Annotated in this window: 19 protein-coding genes; 14 read left to right on the forward strand and 5 right to left on the reverse strand. The window is 73.1% G+C overall.

The window, feature by feature from the left end; translation table 11 throughout:
* The 4 genes from EBO15_RS28490 to EBO15_RS28505 all read left to right on the forward strand — a co-directional run.
* A partial coding sequence (locus EBO15_RS28490; RefSeq protein ID WP_199744865.1) for a 2-oxo acid dehydrogenase subunit E2 occupies window positions 1-831 on the forward strand: 831 nt, incomplete at its 5' end.
* A gap of 160 nt (window positions 832-991) precedes the next feature.
* Window positions 992-1,390, forward strand: coding sequence for a hypothetical protein (locus EBO15_RS28495; RefSeq protein ID WP_122197544.1), 399 nt, complete (start codon window positions 992-994; stop codon window positions 1,388-1,390).
* A complete protein-coding gene (locus EBO15_RS28500; RefSeq protein WP_122197545.1) occupies window positions 1,390-1,725 on the forward strand; it encodes a PadR family transcriptional regulator in 336 nt (111 codons plus the stop codon). Before EBO15_RS28495 ends, EBO15_RS28500 begins: the two co-directional genes overlap by 1 nt.
* On the forward strand, window positions 1,722-2,489 hold the full coding sequence (locus EBO15_RS28505; RefSeq protein ID WP_122197546.1) for a hypothetical protein: 768 nt from the start codon (window positions 1,722-1,724) through the stop codon (window positions 2,487-2,489). Before EBO15_RS28500 ends, EBO15_RS28505 begins: the two co-directional genes overlap by 4 nt.
* A gap of 30 nt (window positions 2,490-2,519) precedes the next feature.
* Here the strand turns inward: EBO15_RS28505 and EBO15_RS28510 are convergent, their stop codons facing one another.
* Window positions 2,520-2,822, reverse strand: a complete 303-nt coding sequence (locus EBO15_RS28510) for a hypothetical protein (RefSeq protein WP_122197547.1) — start codon at window positions 2,820-2,822, stop codon at window positions 2,520-2,522.
* A gap of 51 nt (window positions 2,823-2,873) precedes the next feature.
* Between EBO15_RS28510 and EBO15_RS28515 the strand changes: the two genes are divergently transcribed.
* From EBO15_RS28515 to lipB, 3 genes are all read left to right on the forward strand, one after another.
* Window positions 2,874-3,788 (forward strand): TIGR01777 family oxidoreductase, encoded by a 915-nt coding sequence (locus EBO15_RS28515; RefSeq protein WP_122197548.1) that lies wholly within the window; start codon window positions 2,874-2,876, stop codon window positions 3,786-3,788.
* Between the two features lie 27 nt (window positions 3,789-3,815).
* A complete protein-coding gene (locus EBO15_RS28520; protein ID WP_122197549.1) occupies window positions 3,816-4,553 on the forward strand; it encodes a Type 1 glutamine amidotransferase-like domain-containing protein in 738 nt (245 codons plus the stop codon).
* Window positions 4,554-4,688: 135 nt separating this feature from the next.
* Window positions 4,689-5,366, forward strand: a complete 678-nt coding sequence (lipB, locus tag EBO15_RS28525) for a lipoyl(octanoyl) transferase LipB (protein WP_122197579.1) — start codon at window positions 4,689-4,691, stop codon at window positions 5,364-5,366.
* Window positions 5,367-5,423: 57 nt separating this feature from the next.
* Here the strand turns inward: lipB and EBO15_RS28530 are convergent, their stop codons facing one another.
* Window positions 5,424-5,879 (reverse strand): DUF1877 family protein, encoded by a 456-nt coding sequence (locus EBO15_RS28530; protein WP_233616484.1) that lies wholly within the window; start codon window positions 5,877-5,879, stop codon window positions 5,424-5,426.
* Window positions 5,880-6,116: 237 nt separating this feature from the next.
* Here EBO15_RS28530 and lipA point away from each other — a divergent pair, with 237 nt between their 5' ends.
* Window positions 6,117-7,046 (forward strand): lipoyl synthase, encoded by a 930-nt coding sequence (gene lipA / locus EBO15_RS28535; RefSeq protein ID WP_122197580.1) that lies wholly within the window; start codon window positions 6,117-6,119, stop codon window positions 7,044-7,046.
* Between the two features lie 23 nt (window positions 7,047-7,069).
* Entirely contained in the window at window positions 7,070-7,765 is a 696-nt protein-coding gene (locus EBO15_RS28540; protein WP_122197551.1) for a DUF4191 domain-containing protein, read from the forward strand.
* A gap of 143 nt (window positions 7,766-7,908) precedes the next feature.
* Here the strand turns inward: EBO15_RS28540 and EBO15_RS28545 are convergent, their stop codons facing one another.
* Entirely contained in the window at window positions 7,909-8,394 is a 486-nt protein-coding gene (locus tag EBO15_RS28545) for an RDD family protein (protein WP_122197552.1), read from the reverse strand.
* A gap of 177 nt (window positions 8,395-8,571) precedes the next feature.
* Between EBO15_RS28545 and glnA the strand changes: the two genes are divergently transcribed.
* Entirely contained in the window at window positions 8,572-9,996 is a 1,425-nt protein-coding gene (gene glnA, locus EBO15_RS28550) for a type I glutamate--ammonia ligase (RefSeq protein ID WP_122197553.1), read from the forward strand.
* 151 nt (window positions 9,997-10,147) lie between these two features.
* Window positions 10,148-10,552 (forward strand): OsmC family protein, encoded by a 405-nt coding sequence (locus EBO15_RS28555; RefSeq protein WP_122197581.1) that lies wholly within the window; start codon window positions 10,148-10,150, stop codon window positions 10,550-10,552.
* 96 nt (window positions 10,553-10,648) lie between these two features.
* Here EBO15_RS28555 and EBO15_RS28560 read toward each other — a convergent pair whose 3' ends face one another.
* Window positions 10,649-12,118: an alpha/beta hydrolase gene (locus EBO15_RS28560; protein WP_199744866.1), complete on the reverse strand. Its 1,470-nt coding sequence runs from the start codon at window positions 12,116-12,118 to the stop codon at window positions 10,649-10,651.
* A 351-nt stretch (window positions 12,119-12,469) separates the two neighbouring features.
* On the opposite strand from EBO15_RS28560, the gene EBO15_RS28565 reads away from it, so the two are divergent.
* Both EBO15_RS28565 and EBO15_RS28570 read left to right on the forward strand, forming a co-directional pair.
* Window positions 12,470-13,459, forward strand: a complete 990-nt coding sequence (locus EBO15_RS28565; RefSeq protein ID WP_122197555.1) for a phosphatase PAP2 family protein — start codon at window positions 12,470-12,472, stop codon at window positions 13,457-13,459.
* 12 nt (window positions 13,460-13,471) lie between these two features.
* Window positions 13,472-14,290, forward strand: a complete 819-nt coding sequence (locus EBO15_RS28570) for a phosphatase PAP2 family protein (RefSeq protein ID WP_122197556.1) — start codon at window positions 13,472-13,474, stop codon at window positions 14,288-14,290.
* Between the two features lie 35 nt (window positions 14,291-14,325).
* Here the strand turns inward: EBO15_RS28570 and EBO15_RS28575 are convergent, their stop codons facing one another.
* Window positions 14,326-17,553, reverse strand: a complete 3,228-nt coding sequence (locus EBO15_RS28575) for a bifunctional [glutamine synthetase] adenylyltransferase/[glutamine synthetase]-adenylyl-L-tyrosine phosphorylase (RefSeq protein WP_233616485.1) — start codon at window positions 17,551-17,553, stop codon at window positions 14,326-14,328.
* A gap of 158 nt (window positions 17,554-17,711) precedes the next feature.
* Between EBO15_RS28575 and EBO15_RS28580 the strand changes: the two genes are divergently transcribed.
* Window positions 17,712-19,181: an FG-GAP-like repeat-containing protein gene (locus EBO15_RS28580; protein ID WP_122197557.1), complete on the forward strand. Its 1,470-nt coding sequence runs from the start codon at window positions 17,712-17,714 to the stop codon at window positions 19,179-19,181.
* Window positions 19,182-19,204: the final 23 nt, after the last annotated feature.

The raw sequence follows: 19,204 nt of genomic DNA on the forward strand, positions 1-19,204 counted from the left end.
CGTGAGGCCGCCGCCGCCCCGGCTCCGGCCGCCGCGCCGTCCGTCGCGGGCCAGGCCCGTCCGGCGGCCCCGGCCCCGGTGTCGTTCGCGGCTCCGGCCGAGCAGCTCGCGCTGCGCGGCAAGACCGAGAAGATGTCCCGGATCCGGCAGACCATCGCCCGCCGCATGGTCGAGTCGCTCCAGGTGTCGGCGCAGCTCACCACGGTCGTCGAGGTCGACGTCACGAAGGTCGCGCGGCTGCGCGCGCTCGCGAAGGCCGACTTCGAGTCGCGCGAGGGCGTGAAGCTCACCTTCATGCCGTTCTTCGCGCTGGCCGCCATCGAGGCGCTCAAGCAGCACCCGAAGGTGAACGCCGTCATCAACGGCGACGAGGTCACCTACCACGACGTGGAGAACCTCGGCTTCGCCGTGGACGTCCCGGAGCGCGGCCTGATGGTCCCGGTCATCCACAACGCGGGCCAGCTGAACCTGGGCGGCCTCGCGCAGCGGATCGCCGACCTGGCCGACCGCACCCGCACCAACCGGGTGAGCCCGGACGAGCTGTCCGGCGGCACGTTCACGCTGACCAACACCGGCAGCCGGGGCGCGCTGTTCGACACGCCGATCCTGAACCAGCCGCAGGTCGGCATGCTCGGCACCGGCGCCGTCGTGAAGCGCCCGGCCGTCATCGACGACCCGGAGCTGGGCGAGGTCATCGCCGTCCGGTCCATCGCCTACCTGGCGCTGACCTACGACCACCGCCTCATCGACGGCGCGGACGCGGCCCGCTTCCTGGGCACCGTCAAGCACCGTCTGGAGGAGGGCAACTTCGAGGCCGAGCTCGGTCTCTGACGCCCCTCTCCCGCCTCACGGCGGGTGCGAAGCCCGCCGTCCCGCTCCCCGGGACGGCGGGCTTCGCCGTTTCCCGGACCCTCGGAACGCCATATAGGTTGCGATCCTAACTAGGTGGCCATATCGTCTAGGTGGCATCGACGACCCCCAGGGAGCGACCATGAACCGACCGTCCGCCGGAAACCGGCCCCCGAACGCCGCGAGCGCGGCCCTGCTGCCGCTGCTGGGCTTCTGGATCGTCCTCGGCGCCACGCTGTTCCACGGCCCGGTCGCCGCGGTGGTCACGGGCGGGGGGACGCTGGCGGCGGCGGTCGTCCTCCACCGGACGGTCCGGAGCGCGCACGAGCCGCTGCGGGGGAGCGTCCGGCGCGGCGCCCTCCGCGCGTCCATGGCGGGCCTCGCGGCGCTCGCGGCCGCCGGGATCGTCTACGCGGCCGGGAGGGCGACCGGCGGGGGCGACGGGTCCGCGACCGCCTCCGGCGTGCTCGCCGGGATCGGCGCGGCCGTGAGCGTCGTCGCCGCCACGCTCGTCGCGGCGACCCGGACCGGACGCCGCTGATGGCGGCCGACCGGCGCGCGAACTGGCTGAAGGGCGTGCTCGACCTGGCCGTCCTGGCGTGCCTGCGGTCCGGCGAGAGCTACGGCTACGAGCTCGCCAAGGCCCTGGACGGGGCGGGGCTGGGCCAGATCAAGGGGGGCACCCTCTACCCGGTCCTGAACCGGCTGGAGGAGGCCGGTCTGGTCGAGGCCGAGTACAGAGCGGCCGAACGGGGCCCCGGACGCCGCTACTACCGCCTGACGGACGCGGGGCGGGCGGCCCTCGCCGAGCAGGGCGAGTCCTGGCTGGACTTCCACCGTGCCGTCCGGACGCTGATCACGGGAGGCGGGGCATGACGTACTTCGAGGAGCTGGCGGACGCCCTGCGGAGTCACGGCGTCGCCGCGGACCGGATCGGCCCGCTGGTCGACGAGCTGTCCGGGCACGCCGCCGAGTCGGGCGCGGACCCGGAGGACGAGTTCGGCCCGGCCGCGCGCTTCGCGGCCGAGTTCGCCGAGGGCACGGGAGCGGAAGCGTCACATGATGGCCCGCCGGCGGACGCCGAGCACTGGGTCTGGTCCGCGGACGCGTCGGTCGACGAGGCGATGATGAACCGCTTCGGGGCGCAGGGCTGGGAGATCGAGCGCGTCGACCACCTCGGACGCTTCGTGAGCCGCCGCGACCTGGCGTCCCCCACGCAGTGGCGGTACCGCCGGGACGTCGTGGGACGCCGCGAACGCGCCGCGCACGCCGAGGCGCTCGCGCCGGACGGCTGGGAGCCCTGCGGCCACTGGCTGTTCCTGGCCTACTCCAAGCGCCCGCTCGCCGCCGTCGCCGGGCCCGCCGCCGACATCGGCGCCCCGGCCGGGCGTCCCGGGCGCAGCTACTACTTCACCCGCGAGCTGTGGATCCCGCTGGCCGTCCTCGTCGCGTCCCTGGTCGTCGCGGGGGTCCTCCTGATCGCCGGGTTCGCCGGCGGCCATGGGGGCGGCGCGCTCCGGGGCCTCCTGTTCGGCCTGCCCGTGGGACTGCTTCTGGGCGCCATCGGAGCGTTCATGGCGTACCGGAAGAAGCGCGCACAGTTCGCGCGCGCTCCCCAGCCCCCGTCCGACGGCGCCTGACCCACGCGAGGGCCGTGGCGCCGGGTGGGGTCAGTGCTTGCGGTCGGAGAGGGCGTAGGCGGACCCGGCCGATACCGCGGCGACGGTCAGGACGGACGGCCACGCGCCGATCTTCTTGGCCAGCGGGTGGGAGCCGCCGAAGCCCGCCAGGTAGACGGTGAGGAGCGCCGCCGTGCCCTTGGGACCGGCGGTCTTGTGCCACTCGCGCGCGCAGTAGGCGCCCGCGGCGGCGAGGACGGCGCCACCGAGCGGACGGCGGTGGGTGAAGCGGGCGGCGGCGTAACCGCCGACGAGACCGGTGGCGGCCACGGCCGCGGTGGGGATCTTTGCCATGGCACGGAGGCTATCGCCGTCCGGAGCGCGCCGGAGACCTAGGGTGGGGACATGAAGATCGCGGTGACGGGCTCTTCGGGATTCGTGGGCTCCGCCCTCGTCCGCTCGCTGGCGGACGACGGGCACGCGGTGGTCCGGCTGGTGCGGCGCGCGCCGTCCGGCCCGGACGAGCGGCGATGGGACCCGTCCGGCGGGCCCGTGGACCTGGCGGGCGTCGACGCGGTCGTCCACCTCGCGGGCGCGGGCGTCGGAGACCGGCCCTGGACGCCGCGCTACCGCCGCACGCTGCTGCTGAGCCGCGTGCAGGGCACCTCGACGATCGCCCAGGCCGTCGCCGCCGCCGAGGTCCCCGTCCTGGTGTCGGGGTCGGCGATCGGGTTCTACGGCGACACGGGCGACCGCGAGGTGGACGAGAACACGCCCAGCGGCACGGGCTTCCTCGCCGGGCTCGCCCGGTCCTGGGAGGACGCCACGTCCCCCGCCTCCCGCGCGGGCGCGCGAGTGGCCATCGCGCGCACGGCGCACGTCCTGGGCGCGGGCGGCGGACTGCTCGGCAAGCTCCTGCCGCTCTACCGGCTCGGCCTGGGCGGACGCCTCGGATCGGGCCGCCAGTACTGGAGCTGGATCTCCCTCACGGACGAGGTTGCCGCGCTCCGCTTCCTGGTCGACGGGGACCTGTCCGGGCCGGTGAACCTGGCGTCGCCGAACCCGGTCACCAACGCCGAGTTCACCCGGACGCTCGGGCGGGCCCTGCACCGGCCCACTCCCCTGCCCGTCCCTGCGTTCGCCCTGCGCGCGGTGCTGCCGGGCTTCGCGGACGAGGCGATCCTCCCCGGGCAGCGGGTCGTGCCGCGGCGGCTGGCCGACGCCGGTTTCCGTCACACCGACCCCGAACTGGGCGCGGCCTTCTCAAGAATCTTCAAAAACACGTCCCGCGACGATCGCGGGCCTTACGGTGATCGTTGACGCGCGTCCATTTGGGAGGGGCAGCAGATGAGCACCGACGGCCAGCCGCACATCCTCGCGATCGGCGGAGGAAGCTTCGTCCGGGACGACCGGGGCGGCATCACGCCGAGCCCGCTGCTCCGCTACGCCTGTGACCTCACCGGGCAGGACCGGCCGCGGCTGTGCTTCCTGACCACCGCGATGGGCGACTCGGCGGAGATCGTCTCCCGGTTCTACGCGGCGTTCTCGACACTGGACGCCGAGGTCAGCCACCTGGCCGTGTTCCCGATGCCCAACGTCGCGGACATGCGCGAGCACCTGCTCTCCCAGGACCTGATCTACGTCAGCGGCGGCAGCGTGGCGAACCTCATGGCCCTGTGGCAGGTCCACGGCATCGGCGAGATCATGCGCGAGGCGTGGCACGAGGGCGTGGTGCTGTCCGGGCAGAGCGCCGGGGCGCTGTGCTGGCACATGGGCGGCAACACCGACTCCTACGGGCCCGAGCTCCAGGCGTTCACGGGCGGGCTCGGCCTGCTCCCGTACTCCTGCGGCGTCCACTACGACAGCGAGCCGCAGCGCCGTCCCCTGCTCCAGCGGCTCGTCGGGGAGGGCGCCCTGCCCGGCGGCTACGCGGCGGACGAGGACACGGCGCTGCACTACGTCGGCACCGAGTTCGTCCAGGCCGTCACCTTCACCGACGGCAAGGGCGCCTACCGGATCGACGCGGACGGCCCGGGCCGGGTCAAGGAGACCCCGATCGACCCCCGGCTCCTCACCCGCGACTGAGGACGTAGGCTGGCCGTCGTGAGCGATGTTGACGTACGTGGCGCGACCCATGACCGTCCCGCCGGAGAGCGTCCCGCCGACGACGCCGCCAGGGAGCGTCCCGCGCCGCCCCTCCCCGCCTTCGACATCGACGCGCTGACCGTCGTCCACGCCGGGTTCGGCACCGCGGCCGTGGACTACGAGGCGGGCTGGGACCTCCAGCGCCGCACCCACGCGCGCCGCGCGGACGACGAGATCGGCGACACCGTCCTGCTGCTCGAGCACACGCCGGTGTACACCGCCGGGAAGCGCACCGAGCCCCTGGACCGCCCGCTCGGCGACCCCGGCGCGCCGGTCGTCGAGGTCGACCGCGGCGGCAAGATCACCTGGCACGGGCCGGGGCAGCTGACCGGGTACCCGATCCTGCGGCTGCCCGACCCGGTGGACGTCGTCGCCTACGTCCGGCTGCTCGAGCGCATGATGATGGACGTCTGCGCCGAGTTCGGCCTGGCCACCACCACCGTCGAGGGACGCAGCGGGCTGTGGGTCCGCGGCGTCCCGGACCGCAAGATCGGCTCGATCGGGATCCGGGTGTCGCGCGGCGTCACCATGCACGGCTTCATGCTCAACTGCGAGAACGACCTGTCCTGGTTCGACCGGATCGTCGCGTGCGGGATCCGGGACGTCGGCTCCACCAGCCTCAGCGCCGAACTCGGCCGCCCGGTCACCGTCGCCGAGGTCGTCCCGCTGGTCGAACGGCACCTGGGCGCCCTGCTCGGCGCGGACGAGGTGCTCCACCGCACCACCGCCCAGCTCGCGATCCAGAACGCCTGAGCCGCCGGGCCGCGACGGTCGCCAGGGCCCGGACGGTCGTTAGGGTCCGGACGGTCGCTAGGGCCGGTTCCGCAGGACCTTGAAGACCGCCTGGCCCTCGCCCGCCGCCGCCCGGAAGAAATCGGACAGGTGGGCGCAGGCGGGCCGCAACCTCGCCGCGGGGTCCGGGACGTCGGCGTCCTGGACGCCCGCCGCCCGCATCGCCGCGACGTCCAACCGGCCCTGCAGGGCCGCGAACCCGAGGTCGTCCAGGTACGCGGCCGCCGCCTTCACCCGCTCCGGCGCGAGATAGATCACGTCCGCGCCGGTCGCGTCGGCGCCGTCCTCGGTGAGCAGCCGTCCGCCGCACACCACGTCCGCCTCCGGCTGCTGGCCCTCCCAGGCGTCGCCGGTCAGAGCCCAGTGCAATACCTGCCAGTCGCCACCGAGATCGAGGGCGTGAACGTTCCGGCCGCCCGGCGCGCCGAACAGCGCGGCCGCGATCCGCGCGGGGTCGCTCTCCCCTTCGACCACGGGCGGCACCCTCAGATACGACAACGCGAGACCCACGGCGGTCCTACTCTCTCCACGTGCGATTCGTGCGACAACAGGCAGTCACCTTAAGAGATCCACAGCTACACAGGGTGGAAACACGGAGAATCCGCTTGAGGTGAGCCCACGCGCCCTTCTCCGCCGTTCCACCGCCCCGGCGCGGCCCCGGGGCGGGTGGCCAGGGTGCGGGTCCTGGAGATCGGCACGTACCCTGTGGGGGTGACGACGGCGACTCCCGAGGGGCGCAAGCTCCTCCGCATCGAGGTACGGAACAGCCAGACGCCCATCGAGCGCAAGCCGGACTGGATCAAGACCCGGCTGAAGATGGGCCCGCAGTACCGTGAGCTGACCCAGCTGGTGAAATCCGAGGGCCTGCACACGGTCTGCCAGGAGGCGGGCTGTCCCAACATCTTCGAATGCTGGGAGGACCGCGAGGCCACCTTCCTCATCGGCGGCGACCAGTGCACGCGGCGCTGCGACTTCTGCCAGATCGACACCGGCAAGCCCGCCGAGTTCGACCGGGACGAGCCGCGCCGGGTCGCCGAGTCCGTGGCGACCATGGAGCTGCGGTACGCGACCGTCACCGGCGTCGCCCGGGACGACCTCGAGGACGGCGGGGCCTGGCTGTACGCCGAGACCGTCCGGCAGATCCACGCGGCCGTCCCCGGCTGCGGCGTCGAGCTGCTGATCCCCGACTTCAACGCCGACCCGGACCAGCTCGCCGAGGTGTTCTCGTCGCGGCCCGAGGTGCTGGCCCACAACGTCGAGACCGTCCCGCGGATCTTCAAGCGGATCCGCCCCGGGTTCCGGTACGAGCGGTCGCTCGAGGTCATCACGCGGGCGCGCGAGGCGGGCCTGGTGACCAAGTCCAACCTCATCCTCGGCATGGGCGAGACCCGCGAGGAGGTCTCCGAGGCCCTGCGCGACCTGCACGCGGCGGGTTGCGAGCTGATCACGATCACGCAGTACCTGCGTCCGTCGCCGCGGCACCACCCGGTCGAGCGCTGGGTCAAGCCGGAGGAGTTCGTCGAGCTGTCCGCCGAGGCGGAGGAGATCGGGTTCGCCGGAGTCATGTCCGGCCCGCTCGTCCGGTCGAGCTACCGGGCCGGCCGGCTGTACAAGCAGGCCATCGAGGCGCGAGAGCGCTGACGGCGACCATTATCCTTAGGAACATGTCGAAGAAGCCCACGGACGGGGCGCAGGAGCGTCCGGGCCGCCTCAAGCAGATCCGCATGGTCGCCCAGGTCCTCCACCAGGCGAACCCCAAGGCCCTCCCGATCGTGTTCGCCTCGGCGCTCGGGACGCTGGTCGTCGTCATCGCCATCGGGTGGGTCGTCGGCAGCCTGTGGTTCTTCATCCCGCTGGCCGTCCTGGCGGCGGTCGCGGTCGGCATGATCGTGTTCGGCCAGCTCGCGCAGCGCGCCCAGTACTCGGTGATCGCCGGGCAGCCGGGCGCGGCCGCGGCGGTGCTGAAGAACGTGCGCGGCGGCTGGACGGTCACCGAGGCCGTGTCCGGCAACCGCAACCTGGACATGGTGCACCGGGCGGTCGGCCGCCCGGGCGTCGTGATCGTCTCGGAGGGCCCGCGCAGCCGCGTCGGCCAGCTGCTCGGCGCGGAGAAGAAGCGCATCTCGCGCGCCGTGCCGTCCGTGCCGATCTATGACATCCAGGTCGGGGACGAAGAGGGCCAGATCCCGGTGGACAAGCTCCAGCGGCACCTGATGAAGCTGCCCCGCAACCTGACCAAGGCGCAGGTCAACGACGTGAACAGCCGTCTGGCGGCGCTCCCCCGCGCGATGCAGATGCCGAAGGGCCCGATGCCCAAGGGCGCCCGCATGCCGCGCGGCCCGAAGCCGAAGACGCGCTGACCCGAAGACGCGCTGACCCTCCGCCGGCCGTCCTGCCCACGGCCGCGGAAACGTGACGGGAGGGCTCCCCAGCCGGGGAGCCCTCCCGTTTTCCGTGTTCGTTCCGTGCTGCCCGCCGTCACGTCCGGCGTGGAGCCGTGCGGTCAGGCGCGGACGACGACGGTGTTGGAGGCGCGGTCGTGGAGGCCGCGGTGGTCGCGGTCCCAGATCAGGGCGGGGATGACCAGGACGAGCAGCAGCGTCCGGGCCAGGGACCAGCCGAAACCGATCGGGCGGCCGTCGATCCGGACGACGCGCAGCCCCGCCAGGCGCTTGCCGATGGTGGTGCCGAGCGTGGCGGTCAGCAGCCACACCATGACCGCGAAGACGGCGGTGTTGGCGAGCGACCGGGTCGCGGGGCTCCAGTGCAGGGCCGAGGCGAGCGCGGCGCCGACCAGGGCTCCGACGAGCAGGTCCAGCAGGAGGGCGACGATGCGCCGTCCGTACGTCGCGACCGAACCGGGACCGTCCTTGGGCAGCCCCAGCCGGGCCCCCGGCGTGCCGAGGTCGACCCCGGCGGACGCCGCGCCGCCGAGCCACGTCTGCGTCCACCTGGGGCCGGTGGACTCCCGCTGCTCACCACTTGCCATGGCTCTACGCTATCCGGTTCCCGGACCCGCCCGGATGCGGGTCGGAGTGGGCGTTCTAGAGTGACGTGACGGACATCACCCAGTGATGCGTAACACAGTCGAAACACATGGGACACGGCCGGGAAACGGCCCCCTGAGACCCTTCCGGAAGCTCGAGAGCACCCCCAAGGAGGCTGGATGTTCGGCAGCGCCAAAGAGGTCCTGGACTTCATCGACAGCGAGGGCGTCCGCTTCGTGGACTGCCGGTTCGTCGACCTGCCCGGCAAGATGCAGCACTTCACCTTCCCGGTGGAGAGCTTCGGCGAGAACGTCTTCACCGACGGGCTGATGTTCGACGGTTCGTCGGTGCGGGGCTTCCAGGAGATCCACGAGTCCGACATGCTGCTGCTCCCGGACCCGGGCACGGCCGTCCTCGACCCGTTCCGGCAGCACAAGACCCTCGTCCTCAACTTCTTCGTGCACGACCCGCTGACCGGCGAGCCGTACAGCCGCGACCCGCGCAACGTGGCGCGGAAGGCGCAGGACTACCTGCGCGGCACCGGCATCGCCGACACCTGCTACTTCGGGCCCGAGGCCGAGTTCTACATCTTCGACGACGTCCGGTTCGAGACCAGGCCGAACGCGGGCTACTACTACCTCGACTCGATCGAGGGCGCCTGGAACACGGGGCGCGAGGAGCCGGCGGGCAACCTGGGCGCCAAACCCCCCTACAAGGGCGGCTACTTCCCCGTCCCGCCGATGGACCACTACACCGACCTGCGGTCGGAGATGGTGGAGCAGCTGCTGGGGTCGGGCATCCACGTGGAGATGCAGCACCACGAGGTCGGCACGGCGGGCCAGGCGGAGATCGACTTCCGCTTCGACACGCTGCTGAAGACCGCCGACAACCTGATGCTCTACAAGTACATCGTGAAGAGCGTCGCGCGGGCGGCGGGCAAGACCGTCACGTTCATGCCGAAGCCCATCTTCGGCGACAACGGCTCGGGCATGCACTGCCACCAGTCGCTGTGGAAGGACGGGGCGCCGCTGTTCTACGACGAGGTCGGCTACGCGGGACTGTCCGACAACGCCCGGCACTACATCGGCGGCCTGCTCCGGCACGCGCCGTCCCTGCTGGCCTTCACCAACCCGACGGTGAACTCCTTCCACCGGCTGGTGCCGGGGTTCGAGGCCCCGGTGAACCTGGTGTACTCCCAGCGCAACCGGTCCGCGTGCATCCGCATCCCGATCACCGGGTCGAACCCGAAGGCCAAGCGCGTCGAGTTCCGCGTGCCCGACCCGTCCTGCAACCCGTACCTGGCGTTCTCCGCGATGCTCATGGCGGGGCTGGACGGCATCAAGAACAAGATCGAGCCGCCCGAGCCGGTGGACAAGGACCTCTACGAGCTCCCGCCGGAGGAGGCCCGCGCGATCCCGCAGGTCCCGGGCTCGCTGGAGGACGTCCTGGCCGCACTGGAGGCCGACCACGAGTACCTCCTGGAGGGCGGCGTCTTCACGCCGGACCTCATCGAGACCTACGTCGCGATGAAGCACGAGCACGAGATCGACCCGATCCGGCTCCGCCCCCACCCGCACGAGTTCGAGCTGTACTACGACGTGTAGCCGGATGAGCGCGCCCGGTGCCGGAGAGTGCGGCGAGCTCGACATCGGCGTCTGATTCGTCATAGTTCTTCCGTACGGAGCGCCCCCGGGAACTTCTCGGGGGCGCTCCGTGTTGGGATGGACGAACGGTGAGACGATCAAGGAGAACGCCATGGCCGAGGTGCGGGTCGAGCGGACGGCGGACGGCGGCTTCGCCGGGACGAACGGGCGCGGCGCGTCCGTGCCGATCGGGAGCGCCGACCAGGACGGGGTGTTCACGCCGGTCGAGCTGCTGCTGACGGCGCTGGCCGGGTGCGAGCTCGTCACGGTCGAGCCGCTGACCGCCAAGCGGGGCCACCAGATGGTGAGGCTGGCCGCGGACGTGAAGGCCGACAAGATCGAGACCAGCCGGCTCGGCACGATCACGATCACCTATGACGTCGAGCTGCCCGAGGGCGACGACGAGGCCGCCGAGGTGCTGCGGGCCGTCGCCAAGCGGGTGCACGAGAAGTACTGCACGGTCGGCAACGCGCTCAAGGAGCCGATGACCGTGGAGCAGATCGTCCCGGTCGAATAGCCACCCGGGATGAGTGAACGCCCATGGGCGGGCGGCGCGAGCCACCGTCCATGGGCGTTCCTCATTCCAGGTGGGGTCGGAGCGGGCGGGTTCCCGTCAGGTGCAGCGGGTGCCGTTCTCGGGGACCTTGCCGTCCAGGAGGTAGGCGTTCACGGTGTCCACGATGCAGCGGTTTCCGGTGAGATACGCGGTGTGTCCCTGCCCGTGGAGGCTGAGGAGGACGGCCTTGCCGCCGATCTCGCGGGTGAGCGCGGGGGCCCACGCGTACGGGGTGGCCGGGTCGCCCTCGTTGCCGACGACGACGATGGGCGCGGCGGACGGCGCCGACACCTCCTTCCCCGCGTCGTCGCCCTTGAACGGCCAGCCGGTGCAGGTGAGCAGGCCCCACGCGAGCTCCGGGCCGAAGAGCGGCGAGGCGTTCCGGAACCGGGGCAGCTCGCGCCGGACGTCCGCCTCGGTCGGGCGCTCGGTGGTGTCGGCGCAGCTGATGGCGGTGTTGGCGGCGAGGAAGTTGGAGTAGTGGCCCTGCTCGTCGCGGCCGTTCTGGATGTCGGCGAGGGCGAGCAGCAGCGTGCCGTCGCCCTTGCCGGCGTCGGCGAGCCCCAGCACGAGCGTCTTCCAGGTGGCCTGGTCGTAGAGGGCGGCGGCGATGCCGGTCAGGCCGAGGCTCTGGGTGAGCGGCCGGCCCTGCTGGTCGGTCTTGACAGGGTGCGCGTCCAGGCCGTCGGCGAACTTCTGGACGGACGCGACGACCGCGTCCTTGCTGCGGCCCATCGGGCACTGGGCGGCCCCGAGTCCGGCGCAGTACGCGGCGAAGTTCCCGAGGGCGCGCTGGAACCCTGCGGCCTGCTGGAGCGAGAGGTCCACGGTGCTGATCTTGGTGTCCACGGCTCCGTCCAGGACGGACCGCCCGACGTTCCCGGGGAGCTGGTGGGCGTTGTTCGCGCCGAGCTGGGTTCCGTAGGAGAGGCCGAAGTAGTGCAGCTTGGAGTCGCCGAGGGCGCTCCGGATGACGTCCATGTCGCGGGCGGCCGAGACCGTCCCGACGTGCGGCAGGAGGTCGCCGCTGTTCTGCCGGCACGCGCGCACGTAGGCGGCGTCCGCGTCCGCGACGGCCTTCTCCTCGGCGGCGTTGTCGGGCGTGGAGTCGAGCGCGAGGTACTTGTCGAGCGCGGCGCCGTCCAGGCAGGTCACGGCCGTGCTCTCGCCGACGCCGCGCGGGTCGAACCCGATCAGGTCGTAGCGCTTGGCGAGGCCCTGGAACTCCCCGGCGAACCCGGACAGCCCCTCGGTGCCGCTGGCGCCGGGGCCGCCGAAGTTGAACAGCAGCGACCCGATGCGGTGCGCGGGGTCGGTCGCGGGGAAGCGGAGGAGGGCGAGGTCGATGGTCCTGCCGTCCGGTTTCGCGTAGTCGAGCGGCACCTTGATGCGCGTGCACTCCGGGGTGCCGGTCTGGCCGGTGGTGACGGCCGGGTTCGCGGGCAGGCCGGTGCATGGTCCCCAAGAGGGATGCTGGCGGGTGATCGAGGCGGGCAGCCCCGGGACGGACGTCGCACCGGACGTCATACCTGAGTCCGTCCTGGAGGACGTTCCAGGCGGCGTTCCGGACGAGCCGCCACCACCGCACGCGACAGGTCCGGAAACGGTCAGAGTCAGGGCGATTGCCACCCTGGCATGCCCCAGTCGACCCTTCTGCAACATTCGTCCCCCCTGCGGATGCGCGGGGGGCGATCCATGATCTACCCGGGGCCTCCTATGCTGACTCCCGATCACGCCGAGTTCACGCCATCTCCGGGTGCCACGGGTTCTCACCCTGAAGTCCGGATTTCCCCGCCGGGGCGTACTACTCAAGGCTGAGATGAAGACCATTCGTCGCGGTGATCTCAAACAGGTGGCCGCGCGGCAAAGATAGGTAGCATGGCCCAAACCGCCCCAGCAGCTCCCCGCGGCCAGACCGAGGAGACCGCCGCCCCCACCGGGCACGTCCCCCTGCCCCGACAGGGATCGGCGGACGACGACCACCGTCCCTCCGGCCTCGCCCCCCGGTTCGCACGCCTCGCACGGGTCGCGCGCGCCGTCCGAACGTACTCCGGCTCCGTCCACGCTCCGCCGCTCTGGCGCGAGCTCGCGCTGATCGCCCTGTTCTACACGGCCTACACCCTGACCCGGATCATCCTGGTCCAGGACGGCACGGGCCCGGCGTTCCAGCACGCGAAGGACATCCTGTCACTCGAGCGGACGCTCGGCGTCGACGTGGAGCTGGACCTCAACCGGTGGCTGCTGGACGTCACGTGGCTGGCCAAGGCCGCGAACATCTTCTACGCGAGCATGCACTTCGTGGTGACCACCGCCCTGGTGGTGTGGCTGTACCGGTACCGGCCGCAGGAGTACCGGTGGCTGCGCGCGGCGGTGATGATCGCGACCGGGCTGGCGCTGATCGGGTTCTGGCTGTACCCGCTGGCGCCGCCGCGCTTCCTCGGCAGCGCCGGGTTCGTCGACCCGGTGACCGCGCTGCACTCCTGGGGCCTGTACTCCGGCGACTCGACCGGGACCATGACCAACCAGTACGCGGCGATGCCGTCGATGCACGCGGGCTGGTCGCTGTGGTGCGGGTTCGTCCTGGTCCGGCTGGGCACGCAGAGGTGGGTCAAGGCGCTGGGCGTCGCCTACCCCGTGACCACCGTCCTGGTGATCCTCTCCACCGCGAACCACTACATCCTGGACGCGGTGATCGGAATCGGGCTGATCATCGGATCGCTGGCGCTGTCGTGGCTCTTCTACCGGCGCACCCCGCAGCCCCTCCAGCGGGCGCGGGAACGGGTGGGGAGCAGGGTGCGGACGGGTCGCACGAAAGTAATGGTTCGTATTCGGACCGTGGCCGGTACCAGGTCCGCGGAGCGCGTCTGAGATGCTCGGTCCATGGCCAGGACTGCGGACCTCTCCGGAACCGGTCCCGGCCCGGCCGGAGCCCCCGGCCCGGGCGCCGGGGCCGACCGGCCGCGCCTGTGGTCCGAGCTCGCGATCGTCCTGATCTGCTACTTCGCCTACGAGTTCATCCGCAACCTGGTCCCCACCGAGCGCGCGCTGGCCCTCCAGCACGGCCATGAGCTGCTGAACGCCGAGTCCAAGGGCGGCGTGGACGTCGAGTACTCGCTGAACCGGCTGTTCGTCGACCACGCCTGGCTCGCCGTCCCGGCGAACTACTTCTACTCGACCATGATCTTCGTCATGACGATCGGGGTGCTGGTCTGGCTCTACTGGCGCCGCCCGGCCGCCTACCGCGTGTACCGCACGGCGCTGTTCTTCCTGACCCTGATCGGGCTGCTCGGGTTCTGGCTCTACCCGCTGGCGCCGCCGCGGATGCTCGCGGGCTTCACCGACACCGTGATCACCTTCGGCACCTGGGGCATCTACACCACCGGCCCGACGGCCTCGGTCTCCAACCAGTACGCGGCGATGCCGTCCATGCACACCGCCTGGTCCCTGTGGTGCGCCGCCGCGATCATCGCCGTCGCCCGCCGCCGCTGGGTGGTCGTCCTCGCCGCGCTCTACCCGGTCGCCACCATCCTCGTGATCATGGGCACCGCGAACCACTACCTGCTGGACGCCGTCGGCGGCGTCACGGTGGCGGCCCTCGGCCTCGTCCTGGCCTACGGCGGCGCCCGCGTCCTGGTCCCCTGGTTCCGGCGCTCCCCCGCCCGGGAGAGCCCCTACGGCTGGCCCGGCCCCCGCCTCTGAGGCCGCACGCCCTCTGGCCTTCGGCGGGCGCGGGGTCAGGACGCGCCGTAGAAGGCGCGTTCCACGACGGCGCGGGCCCGGCGGGCGTGGCGGTGGTAGTCCTCCAGGAGGTCCCCCGCCGCCGGGTAGCCGAGGACCTGTGCGACGGCGCTGCGCTCGAGATGGTGGTCGGTCGGCAGCAGGTCGGACGGACGGCCCCTGACCAGCACGATCGCGGCGCGGATCCGGGTCGCCAGGCGCCACGCCTCGGCCAGCTCGGTGGCGTCCGACGGGTCGAGGAGGCGGGCGCCGACGGCGGCGTCCAGCGCGGCGAGGGTGCGGGTGGTGCGCAGGGCCGGGATCTCGTGGGCGTGCCGCAGCTGGATCAGCTGGGCCACCCACTCCACGTCGGAGAGGCCGCCGGGGCCGAGCTTGAGGTGGAGGCGGCGGTCCACGCCGCGCGGCAGCCGCTCGGACTCCATCCGGGCCTTGAGCCGCCGGATCTGCCGGACGGCGTCCTCGTGCACGCCGTCCTCGGGCCACCGGACGGGGTCGATCACCTCGCGGAACCGGTCCCGCAGGGCGGGGTCGCCGACGAGCGGGTCGGCGCGCAGCAGGGCCTGGCTCTCCCAGGGCTCCGACCAGCGCGCGTAGTAGGCGGCGTAGGACGCGAGGCTGCGGACGAGCGGCCCGGCCTTGCCCTCGGGACGCAGGTCCGGGTCGACCGCGAGGGGCGGGTCGGCGGCGGGCAGGGCGAGCAGCCGCCGGAGTTCCTCGGCGACGGCCGACGCGGCGGACGCGGCGTCCCGCTCGTCCGCGCCGGGCAGCGGGTCGTGCACGAACATCACGTCCGCGTCGCTGCCGTAGCCGAGCTCGTGCCCGCCGAACCGTCCCATCGCGACGATCGCCATCGCCGTCGGCAGCGGGCCGCGCCGCTCCGCCTCGACCTTCCCGGCCGCCGCGTCCAGGGCGGCCTCGATGGTCACGGCGGTGATGTCGGTGAGCGCCTCCCCGACCGCGCCCGGGTCGAGCGTGCCGAGCAGGTCGGCGACCGACACGCGGAACAGCTCCCGCCGCCGGACGGCGCGGACCGCCGACACCGCGTCCTCCGCCGACACCCCGCCGGTGCGGCGGCGGACGGCGGCCAGCGCCTCGGTGCGCAGCGCCTCCACCGGACGCGGCCGCAGCTCGCTGTCGCGGCCGAGCATCGCGACGGCCTCCGGGGCGCGGAGCAGCAGGTCGGTGGCGTACCGGCTGGCCCCGAGGACGTGCGCCATGCGGTCGGCGACGGTCACGTCGTCGCGGAGCAGCCGCAGGTACCAGGGGGTGGTGCCGAGGGCGTCGCTGACCTGGCGGAAGCCGAGCAGGCCGCCGTCCGGGTCGGGGGCGTCGGCGAACCAGCCGAGCATGACCGGGAGCAGCGTCCGCTGGATCGCGGCGCGGCGGGACATCCCGGCGGTCAGGGCCTGGAGGTGCCGGAGCGCGCCCGCCGGGTCGCGGTAGCCGAGCGCCACCAGGCGCGCGCGGGCGGCGTCCGGGGTGAGGCGGGCCTCCTCCTCGGGCAGCCGGGCGACGGCGCGCAGCAGCGGCCGGTAGAACAGCTTCTCGTGGATGCGGCGGACCTCCCGGGCATGCCGCCGCCACAGCGCGGTGAACTCCCCCACCGGGTCGGTGCGCAGGCCGAGGGCCCGGCCGAGACGGCGCAGGTCGGCGGGGTCGTCCGGGACCAGGTGCGTGCGGCGCAGCCGGTGCAGCTGGACGAGGTGCTCGACGCGGCGCAGGAACCGGTAGGCGGACGCGAGCGCGGCGGCGTCGTCGCGTCCGACGTAGCCGCCGTGGGAGAGGGCGGCGAGCGCGTCCAGGGTGCCGCGGGCGCGCAGCGACTCGTCCGACCGGCCGTGGACGAGCTGGAGCAGCTGGACGGCGAACTCGACGTCCCGCAGCCCGCCCGGGCCGAGCTTGAGCTGCCGTCCGGCCTCGGCGGTGCGGCGGTTCAGGTCCGCCTCGACGCGGCGGCGCATGGCCTGGACGTCCTCGACGAAGCTCACGCCCTCGGCGGCGTGCCACACGATCGGCCCCATCGATGCGGTGTACCGGGTGCCGAGCTCGGCGTCCCCGGCGACCGGACGGGCCTTCAGCAGCGCCTGGTACTCCCAGGTCTTGGCCCAGCGCTCGTAGTAGGCGCGGTGGCTGGCGAGGGTGCGGACCAGCGGCCCGGCCTTGCCCTCGGGACGGAGCGCCGCGTCCACCTCCCACAGCGCGCCCTCGGGGGTGCTCGCCGAGCACGCCCGCATGGTCGCGGCGGCGAGCCGGGTGGCGGCGCGCAGCGCGGCGTCCTCCGGGCGGCCGTCGCGCGCCTCGGCCACGAAGATCACGTCGACGTCGCTGACGTAGTTCAGTTCGCGTCCGCCGCACTTGCCCATGCCGATCACGGCCAGGCGGCACGTCTCGTGGCCCGGGACCTCGGCGCGGGCCACGGCCAGCCCGGCCGTGAGCGCCGCGGACGCCAGGTCGGCGAGGGTGGCCGCGACCTCGGCGACGTCCAGTTCGCCGGTGAGGTCGCGTCCGGCGAGCATGAGCACCCGCCTGCGGTAGGCGACCCGCAGCGCCACCAGGGTGGCCGTCGACGCGTCCCGGGCCACCGGTTCGTCCGCGTCCGGATCCGCGCCCACCGCCCGCAGCAGCTCGCCCCGCGCCGCGTCCCCGGCCCCACCCGGCACGGCGTCCGTCAGCGCGGCGTCCGCCAGCGCCGCGTCCGTCAGCGCCGCGTCCGTCAGCGCCGCGTCCGTCAGCGCCGCGTCCGGCCCCGCAGGGGGCCTCGCCTCCGTGTTCGCGGTCTTCACGTCGGCGGGTTCCGTGCCCGACGCGACCCGTGGTGCGGGGGCGGCGTCGGGCGGGGTATCGGGGGGCGGTTTCGGGTCGTCCGACTCGGCGCGGAGGGCCCGCCAGTGGGACGGGTGGCGGGCGAGGTGGTCGGCGAGCGCGGACGAGACGCCGAGGACGGCGAGCAGGCGTTCGCGGACGGTCGGATCCGTGGCCAGCGCGGTGGCGAGGGCGGCGGCCTCGCCCTCGTGCTCGGCGCCGGTGATGAGCGCGAGCAGGCCGCGGAGCGCGAGGCCCGGATCGGCGGTGGTGCCCAGGTCGTCCAGGAGCTCGGCGGTGACGGCGGGACCGGCCTCGGCGAGCAGGCGCTCGGCGCCGGCGGGGTCGTCGAACCCCAGCCTGGCCAGCCTCGTCGGCAGCGAGGGTGAGGGACGGCGGTCGCGTGCGCTCGGCGTGCTCACCCGACCACCGTAATCCGCCGGGGCCGCCTGGGCACGGAGAGCGATCCGAGATCACGAAACGGCCACGGCCCGAACCCGAGTCGATCTTGCGTCGACTCACGGTACGGGGGAGGAGTGCCGCTCCCCCGCGATCCCCCCGCATTCAGGAGTCTCCGCGTATGAGAAGACGCACTCTGGCAGCGATCGGTTCGGTCGCCGCGGGAGCCGTGGCGGCGGGTTCCGCCGTGGCCCTCACCCTGGCGGACGACCTCCATGTCACCGCGGCGCGGGTCACGGGCGCCACGGCGCGGGTCACGGACGCCACGGCGCGCAGGCCCGCCGGGCCCGGAGACTTCAACGGCGACGGACGCCGCGACCTCGTCCTGCCCAACCCGGACGAACGCGACGCCGACCACCATCACGGACGCGTCGTCATCGTGCCCGGTTCGCCGCGGGGACCGGTCGCCGGCCGCCGGGACGTCGTGACCCGCGGTCGTGCGGGGCTGCCCGTCCAGGAGGTCGAGCACTTCGGCGACCACGAGGCCGGCGCCGACTTCGACGGCGACGGCTACGCCGACCTCGCCCTCACCGACGACGCCGGGAGTTCGAGCACCATCATGGTGCTCTACGGCGGGCCGCAGGGCCTCACCGGACGGCACGTCCTGCTTCCGGGCTCCCCGCGCGGCGTCATGGCGATCGTCGCGGCCGACTTCGACGGCGACGGCAGGCCGGACCTGGTCACCGTCGACAGTGTGTCCTCCAAGGACCACTACCTCTACTTCCGGAGGTACTCCAACTTCGGGGCGTCCCCGGTGAAGCCGACGGCCACGAGGATCACCCGGTCGGTGGGCGACGAGGAGTGGGTCAAGGCGGCGGCGGCCGACTTCGACGGGGACGGCAAGGCCGACCTCGCGCTGACCTTCACCTCGACCATGGCCGGCAAGAAGGTGCGCAAGACCGGGTTCGGCGAGGTCCGGTACGGCGGCGCCAAGGGGTTCGGCGCTCCGCGGCGCTTCGGCACCTGGGCGGACCGGCCGATGGCCGCCGGGGACATCAACGGCGACGGACGCGCGGACCTGGTCGTCCGGCGCTACCGGCCCGGGAAGGTCGGGCAGGTCAGCGTCCTCTACGGCGGCAAGGCGGGGCTCGGCGAGCCCGTCACCTTCTCCAAGGACACCCCGGGCGTGCCGGGGACGGGCGCGGCGGCGGACCGGTTCGGCGAGTCGATCGCGGTCGGCGACCTCAACGGCGACGGCCTCGCGGACGTGGCCGTCGGCGCCCCCGGCACCAAGATCGGCACCACGGTGAAGGCCGGCGCGGTCACCGTCCTGTTCGGGACGCACAAGGGCCTGACCGCCAAGGGCTCCCGCTCGGTCAACCTCTCCCTCACGGGTTCTCCGGCCCGTCCGCAGAAGAACGCGATGTTCGGCGGGCCCGTCGTCATCCAGGACCTGAACGGCGACGGGAAGGGCGACCTGGTCGTCGGCGAGTACGACCGCGCGTACCCCGGCAGGCCGGTCCCCTTCGGGGCGGTCTACTCCTACCCCGGGAGCGGGGGCGGCCCGCTGGTCAAGGGGGCCGTCATGATCACCCCGTCGGCCCTGAAGGTCCCGCACTTCTGGCGGATCGCCGAGCAGATCATGCCGTGACCCGGCCCTGAGACCACGACGGC

Origin of the sequence: Actinomadura harenae (genome assembly GCF_003696215.1) — a bacterium.
In the GTDB taxonomy this organism is placed as follows: Bacteria; Actinomycetota; Actinomycetes; order Streptosporangiales; family Streptosporangiaceae; genus Spirillospora; species Spirillospora harenae.

Coding starts and splice junctions, on each gene's coding strand:
- EBO15_RS28495 (WP_122197544.1), top strand. CDS start 992: ATGAACCGACCGTCCGCCGGAAACCGGCCCCCGAACGCCGCGAGCGCG.
- EBO15_RS28500 (WP_122197545.1), top strand. CDS start 1,390: ATGGCGGCCGACCGGCGCGCGAACTGGCTGAAGGGCGTGCTCGACCTG.
- EBO15_RS28505 (WP_122197546.1), top strand. CDS start 1,722: ATGACGTACTTCGAGGAGCTGGCGGACGCCCTGCGGAGTCACGGCGTC.
- EBO15_RS28510 (WP_122197547.1), bottom strand. CDS start 2,822: ATGGCAAAGATCCCCACCGCGGCCGTGGCCGCCACCGGTCTCGTCGGC.
- EBO15_RS28515 (WP_122197548.1), top strand. CDS start 2,874: ATGAAGATCGCGGTGACGGGCTCTTCGGGATTCGTGGGCTCCGCCCTC.
- EBO15_RS28520 (WP_122197549.1), top strand. CDS start 3,816: ATGAGCACCGACGGCCAGCCGCACATCCTCGCGATCGGCGGAGGAAGC.
- EBO15_RS28540 (WP_122197551.1), top strand. CDS start 7,070: ATGTCGAAGAAGCCCACGGACGGGGCGCAGGAGCGTCCGGGCCGCCTC.
- EBO15_RS28545 (WP_122197552.1), bottom strand. CDS start 8,394: ATGGCAAGTGGTGAGCAGCGGGAGTCCACCGGCCCCAGGTGGACGCAG.
- glnA (WP_122197553.1), top strand. CDS start 8,572: ATGTTCGGCAGCGCCAAAGAGGTCCTGGACTTCATCGACAGCGAGGGC.
- EBO15_RS28555 (WP_122197581.1), top strand. CDS start 10,148: ATGGCCGAGGTGCGGGTCGAGCGGACGGCGGACGGCGGCTTCGCCGGG.
- EBO15_RS28560 (WP_199744866.1), bottom strand. CDS start 12,118: ATGACGTCCGGTGCGACGTCCGTCCCGGGGCTGCCCGCCTCGATCACC.
- EBO15_RS28565 (WP_122197555.1), top strand. CDS start 12,470: ATGGCCCAAACCGCCCCAGCAGCTCCCCGCGGCCAGACCGAGGAGACC.
- EBO15_RS28570 (WP_122197556.1), top strand. CDS start 13,472: ATGGCCAGGACTGCGGACCTCTCCGGAACCGGTCCCGGCCCGGCCGGA.
- EBO15_RS28580 (WP_122197557.1), top strand. CDS start 17,712: ATGAGAAGACGCACTCTGGCAGCGATCGGTTCGGTCGCCGCGGGAGCC.